Raw genomic sequence first — 6,000 nt, 5'->3', positions numbered from 1 at the left:
CCGGGCGGTTCTCTATCTGCCTTTGCGATGATACACTTAGCCACAAATGTCACAGTCAAAGCCCAACGAGTGAAGCAACCGGCCCAACTGTCTTTAGCCGTACAACTACCGGATGATGAAACCTTCGTCAGTTTTTATCCCGGCAACAATGCTCATCTGATCACCGCCCTCAAGAACGCGGCCATCGGTCAGGGATCGCCTTTCCTCTATTTCTGGGGAGCCAAGGGATCCGGACGCTCTCATCTGCTCCACGCCACCTGTGCCGAGGTCAACGCCCGCGATGCGGCTGCGGCCTATCTCTCCCTCGATCAGTTTGAACAGCTCGATCCCAGCATGCTCGATGCTCTCGAAAGCCTGCCGCTTGTCTGTCTCGACAGCATTGAGGCCATCGCCGGCAATGCTGTTTGGGAACGGGCGCTGTTTGATTTTTACAATCGCTGGCAGGAGAAGGGGGAAGGGACGCTGATCGTCACCGGCTGCAGCGCACCGCGCAAACTGGGGCTGCAACTGCCGGATCTCGCTTCGCGCCTCGACTGGGGGGTGAGTTTCCATCTCGAAGAGCTGGATGACGAAGGCAAGCTCAGTGCCCTGCAGCTGCGTGCCGAGCTGCGGGGCTTCAAATTGCCCATCGATGTGGGCCGCTTCCTGCTCAACCGACTCTCCCGCGATATGCGCACCCTGCTCACCACTCTCAATCAGCTCGACAACGCCTCATTTCGCGCCAAGCGCAAGCTCACCATTCCCTTTGTCAAAGAGATCCTCGAGCTCTGAGCCTCTCGACTGTGTGCGGTTGTGCGCCTGACTTTCGTTTGAATTACAGATAAAAAGAAACCCCGGCTTCAGGCCGGGGTTTTGCTATTTCAAGACAGCTCTCTTATTAGTGGAACTGATCTTCTTCGGTGGAGCCGGTCAGTGCGGTCACCGAGGATTGGCCACCCTGAATGACGGTGGTCACCTTGTCGAAGTAACCGGTACCAACCTCCTGCTGGTGGGCCACGAAGGTGTAGCCACGGCTGGCGGCGGCAAATTCCGGCTCCTGCACCATCTCGACGTAGTGCTTCATCCCTTCGCCACGGGCGTACTGGTAGGCCAGTTCGTACATGTGGAACCACATGTTGTGGATACCCGCGAGGGTGATGAACTGGTACTTGTAGCCCATGTCGGAGAGCTCCTGCTGGAAGCGGGCGATGGTGGCATCGTCCAGATTCTTCTTCCAGTTGAAGCTCGGGGAGCAGTTGTAGGCCAGGATGCGATCCGGGAACTTGGCCTTGATTGCTTCGGCAAATTTACGCGCTTCGTCCAGATCCGGCTTGGCGGTTTCACACCACACCATGTCGGCGTAGGGTGCGTAAGCCAGACCGCGAGCGATGGCCTGATCGATACCGGCACGTACCTTGTAGAACCCTTCGGCAGTGCGCTCGCCAGTCAGGAAGTCTGCATCGTACGGGTCGGCGTCGGTGGTCAACAGGTCAGCGGCGTTGGCGTCGGTACGGGCGATCACCAGGGTGGTGGTGCCGCACACATCGGCTGCCAGACGGGCAGCAACCAGCTTCTGCACCGCTTCCTGAGTCGGTACCAGCACCTTGCCGCCCATATGGCCGCACTTCTTGACTGATGCCAGTTGATCTTCGAAGTGCACGCCGGCGGCGCCCGCTTCAATCATCCCCTTCATCAGTTCGAAGGCGTTCAGCACGCCGCCGAAACCGGCTTCAGCATCGGCCACGATCGGCAGGAAGTAGTCGATAAAGCCCTCATCCTGAGGTCCTACCTTGTTGGCCCACTGGATCTGGTCGGCACGGGCGAAGGAGTTGTTGATGCGCTCCACCACGGACGGTACCGAGTTGGCCGGGTAGAGGGACTGATCCGGATACATGGTGGAGGACAAGTTGTTATCCGCCGCCACCTGCCAGCCGGAGAGGTAGATCGCCTCGATCCCCGCCTTGGCTTGCTGTACTGCCTGACCACCGGTCAGGGCGCCGAGGCAGTTGACATAGCCTTTCTTGGCATCGCCGTGGATCAGACCCCACAGCTTGTCGGCACCACGCTGGGCCAGGGTGTGCACCGGCTGCAAGCTGCCGCGCAGGTTCACCACATCTTCGGCGCTGTAGCCGCGCTTGATCCCTTTCCAGCGGGGGTTTTCCGCCCAGTCTTTCTCGATAGCCTGGATCTGTTGCTCACGGGTCAGTGCCATATCAGTTCCCTCTTTCATTGATTTCACGTTTCCATTGACTTGTTATTGGCGAGCCCCGCTGGGGGCCCGTGATTCAGAGCCGCTCGTAACCGGGCAGCGTCAGAAAATCGATCAGGGTATCGGCGCAGGTGATCTCTTCCATCAGCTCGCTTGCCTCGGCAAAGCGTCCTGCCTGCCAGCGTGTGGTGCCCACCTCGGCTTTGACCACCTCCAGCTCCTCGGCCAGCATCTGGCGGAACAGCTCCTTGGTCACCACCTTGCCATTCGACAGGCTCTTGCCGTGGCGGATCCACTGCCAGATGGAAGTACGGGAGATCTCGGCGGTGGCGGCATCTTCCATCAGACCGTAGATGGGCACGCAGCCGTTGCCGTTGATCCAGGCCTCCAGATATTGCAGGGCAACCCGGATATTGGTGCGCATCCCTGCCTCGGTGCGCTCGCCCTCACAGGGTGCCAGCAGGTCGGCGGCGGTGATGGGGGCATCCTGCTCGCGCAGCACGCCGATCTGGTTCTTGGCGCCAGCCGCAATGGTGGCGTTGAACACCGCCATGGCGGTGTCGGCAAGGCCAGGGTGGGCGACCCAGGTACCGTCGTGGCCGTTGTTGGCTTCACGCTCCTTGTCGGCCTTGACCTTGGCGAAGACCTGCTCGTTAACGGCCGCGTCTTTGGCCGGAATAAAGGCGGCCATGCCACCCATCGCCAGCGCACCGCGCTTGTGACAGGTCTTGATCAGCAGCCGCGAGTAGGCGGAGAGGAACGGCTTGTCCATGGTCACCACCTGACGATCAGGCAGTACGCGATCCGGATGGTTCTTCAAGGTTTTGATATAGCTGAAGATGTAGTCCCAGCGGCCGCAGTTCAGCGCAACGATGTGCTCCTTCATCTGATAGAGCAGCTCATCCATCTCGAATACGGCTGGCAGGGTTTCAATCAGCACGGTGGCCTTAATGGTGCCACGGGGCAGACCGAACTTGTCCTCGGTCCAGGCGAACACCTCGCTCCACCAGCGCCCTTCCAGATGGCTCTGCAACTTGGGCACGTAGAAGTAGGGGCCCGAGCCTTTGGCCAGCAGCACCTGATAGTTGTGCAGGAAGTAGAGAGCAAAATCGAACAGGCCGCCGGGGATGGGCTCGCCATCGAAGGTGACATGTTTTTCCGGTAGGTGCAGACCGCGCACCCGGCAGATGAGTACCGCCGGATTGGGGGTCAGGGTATAAGCCTTTCCTTCCGGACTGGTGTAAGAGATGGTGCCGTTGACCGCATCGCGCAGGTTTATTTGGCCCTCGATCACCTTATTCCAGGCGGGGGCCAGTGAATCCTCAAAATCCGCCATGAACACTTTGACGTTGGCGTTGAGGGCGTTGATCACCATTTTGCGCTCGACCGGGCCGGTGATCTCCACACGGCGGTCTTGCAGGTCGGCAGGAATGCCGCGAATGGTCCAGTCACCTTCACGGATGTGGGCGGTTTCCGGCAGGAAGTCCGGCAGCTCGCCGCCATCGATACGGGCCTGGCGTGCCACACGTTGTTTCAGCAATTCCCCTCTTTGGGGAGCAAAACGTTCCACCAGTTCGGAGACCAGAGCCACCGCGTCCGGCGTCAGAATTTGCGCGTATTCGGGTAGCATCTCGCCCTGGATGCGAAGGCGGGCGCTGCAGTGGGTCTGAGCCGGTGCCGACATAAGGTTCACTCCTTTGAGAATTACATTTTGAACTTACTAACTACGACTAAAGTCGAATCCCTGTTCCTGAAACGTTCCCGCAACAACGGGGTAACACGATTGATAAGGTGCGAAATATTGTTGAGTACGTCAACAGTTTTTTTTAAACACCTGTTTTTTGGATGTGGTTAAGTTGATGTTTTTTATTGCTTTATTTGGTTGGTGTAAAAGCTCTACGCAGATGGTTATGCTCCTGCTTTTTCCCATCGGACAACGGCTAATTTGGGCCGTTACCCTGCCCCTCATTTTGTAGCTTATTACGTAATAAAATTACAAATGCAAAAACAAATCCCGACCTAACTCCAGGCTTTGCCAAAACAGCCGTATAAAGCGCGTTTGAATGTGGCAATGAATGTTTTGCTAATGCTAGACCTGATTGGTGAACGTGCGTTTTAAACTTGGTGTGGTGATGCAGGCTCTGTTGGCACCAGCGGTTGCAGCGATGGAAAGTGAAGTGCAATAACGTAGGTTTGTATCAGTTGTCGGGGGGAATGCCGGGGAGGAAAGGGGGAGATACATCAGTCAATAATACTGCCATCCTTGATAGAATTAGCAGTTTGTCGTTTTTTGCAGATTTCTCGCCAAGGACCTGAAACGGAGAGCGTGAACAGGCGATGTGCTGGTGATGAGCGGCCATCTGGCCGGGCTCAATAGTCATCATCCGGTTCGGCCAGATCGATCACATCCAGCTGGATGACCTGTTCATTTTCGCTTTCGGTGTGGCAAGGGGTGTCGTGAGGAACGGAATAAAGCGTAATGGCGGGTGCGAAATCGCTGTTCTGGTTCATGCCTGGTCCTGTGTTGCACGCAAGCCGGACAGTGATCCCTTCACTTGTTTTTCCACCTCCCTGTGTTGTCTACCGGCGGAAAGTTGCGCATCTTAATGAGTTCGGCAAAAAGATTCAAGTGGTTCTGAGTGTTTTTTGTGCTTGATAGGTAGGCATCGTCAGGAGGATAAATCGGAGGCAAAAAATAGCCCAGTCGTTTGACTGGGCTATTCTCGGGGAAAATGGTCGGTGTGAGAGGATTCGAACCTCCGACCCTCTACACCCCATGCAGATGCGCTACCTGGCTGCGCTACACACCGACGGAGTCAGACTCGGCTGACGGGGAGGAAGTCTAATAGCATGGCCAAACGGGTGCAACTCCTTTTTTATCATAGAGATGCCGATTGCTTCTTTATTGCTCAGTCGGGATGTGGCTTGGGTCTGACGTGCAGATTTGGCATAATCACCGCCCTGTCACTGCGAGCTATCATGCCTGCTATCTATGGAATCATCTGACAGGTATGGATAGCTGGAATGCAAACAGCACAATTGAACAATATAAAGAGGGGATGGGCGTGAAACCATCAGAGGTCCCAGAGACACAGAGTCAGGCACAGAGTCAGAACGCGCAGGACGAGCAGTGGATGCGCCATGCCATGGCATTGGCTGCCCGGGCCGAAGGGATTGGCGAGATCCCGGTCGGTGCCGTACTGGTGCTGGATGGTCAGGTGGTGGGCGAGGGGTGGAACCACTCCATCAGCGAACACGATGCCTGTGCCCATGCCGAGGTGATGGCGATCCGGGCGGCGGGCAAGCAGCTGGCGAACTACCGGCTGCTCGACACCACTCTTTATGTGACGCTGGAGCCCTGCTGTATGTGTGCCGGTGCGCTGATCCATAGCCGGGTCAAGCGTGTGGTCTATGGCGCTAGAGATCTCAAGACCGGTGCCGCGGGGTCGGTGTTCGAGATCTTGCAGGACCCGCGTCACAACCACAGTGTCGAGCTGACCGGCGGTGTGCTGGCCGATGCCTGCTCGGATCAGTTGTCGGCCTTCTTCAAGCGCCGCCGCGCCGAGAAAAAGGCAGCCAAACTGGCGCTGCAACAATCAAACGATACTCTTTCCTGAATCATTCGGGGGCAGCACAAGCTGCCCTTGCTGATTGCCTTCATAAATATCACTTTATAAACAGTGTGTTGTGATCGCCTTCCTTCGACATAATCCCCGCGTTTTTTCCGCTAACAACCGCTGTTAAAGCGGTTCCGATGTAACAAAACTGTCATGCAACCGCCATATAATGCCGCGAAGCCTAGCTTACATTGA

General features: G+C 56.8%; 5 protein-coding genes and 1 tRNA gene. 2 read left to right on the top strand and 4 right to left on the bottom strand.

Going from position 1 to position 6,000, the window contains the following annotated elements:
- Positions 1-69 precede the first annotated feature (69 nt).
- On the top strand, positions 70-771 hold the full coding sequence (hda, locus tag AB5Z02_RS13455; RefSeq protein ID WP_167565004.1) for a DnaA inactivator Hda: 702 nt from the start codon (positions 70-72) through the stop codon (positions 769-771).
- 106 nt (positions 772-877) lie between these two features.
- Here hda and aceA read toward each other — a convergent pair whose 3' ends face one another.
- The 4 genes from aceA to AB5Z02_RS13435 all read right to left on the bottom strand — a co-directional run bounded on the left by aceA (position 878) and on the right by AB5Z02_RS13435 (position 4,998).
- Positions 878-2,191, bottom strand: coding sequence for an isocitrate lyase (aceA, locus tag AB5Z02_RS13450; RefSeq protein ID WP_005344572.1), 1,314 nt, complete (start codon positions 2,189-2,191; stop codon positions 878-880).
- Between the two features lie 73 nt (positions 2,192-2,264).
- Entirely contained in the window at positions 2,265-3,872 is a 1,608-nt protein-coding gene (gene aceB / locus AB5Z02_RS13445) for a malate synthase A (RefSeq protein WP_368216156.1), read from the bottom strand.
- A 686-nt stretch (positions 3,873-4,558) separates the two neighbouring features.
- Positions 4,559-4,699, bottom strand: coding sequence for a hypothetical protein (locus AB5Z02_RS13440; RefSeq protein ID WP_368216155.1), 141 nt, complete (start codon positions 4,697-4,699; stop codon positions 4,559-4,561).
- 222 nt (positions 4,700-4,921) lie between these two features.
- A tRNA-Pro gene (locus AB5Z02_RS13435) sits at positions 4,922-4,998 on the bottom strand.
- 255 nt (positions 4,999-5,253) lie between these two features.
- On the opposite strand from AB5Z02_RS13435, the gene tadA reads away from it, so the two are divergent.
- Entirely contained in the window at positions 5,254-5,805 is a 552-nt protein-coding gene (gene tadA / locus AB5Z02_RS13430) for a tRNA adenosine(34) deaminase TadA (protein ID WP_368216154.1), read from the top strand.
- Positions 5,806-6,000: the final 195 nt, after the last annotated feature.

This window comes from Aeromonas sp. R2-3 (assembly GCF_040908375.1).
In the GTDB taxonomy this organism is placed as follows: domain Bacteria; phylum Pseudomonadota; class Gammaproteobacteria; order Enterobacterales; family Aeromonadaceae; genus Aeromonas; species Aeromonas veronii.
Note: the sequence above shows the minus strand (reverse complement) of the source record. Positions and strands in the feature narration are given on the sequence as shown.

Excerpts from the sequence above, each read along its gene's own strand:
- aceA (WP_005344572.1), bottom strand. The coding sequence starts at position 2,191 with ATGGCACTGACCCGTGAGCAACAGATCCAGGCTATCGAGAAAGACTGG.
- aceB (WP_368216156.1), bottom strand. The coding sequence starts at position 3,872 with ATGTCGGCACCGGCTCAGACCCACTGCAGCGCCCGCCTTCGCATCCAG.
- AB5Z02_RS13440 (WP_368216155.1), bottom strand. The coding sequence starts at position 4,699 with ATGAACCAGAACAGCGATTTCGCACCCGCCATTACGCTTTATTCCGTT.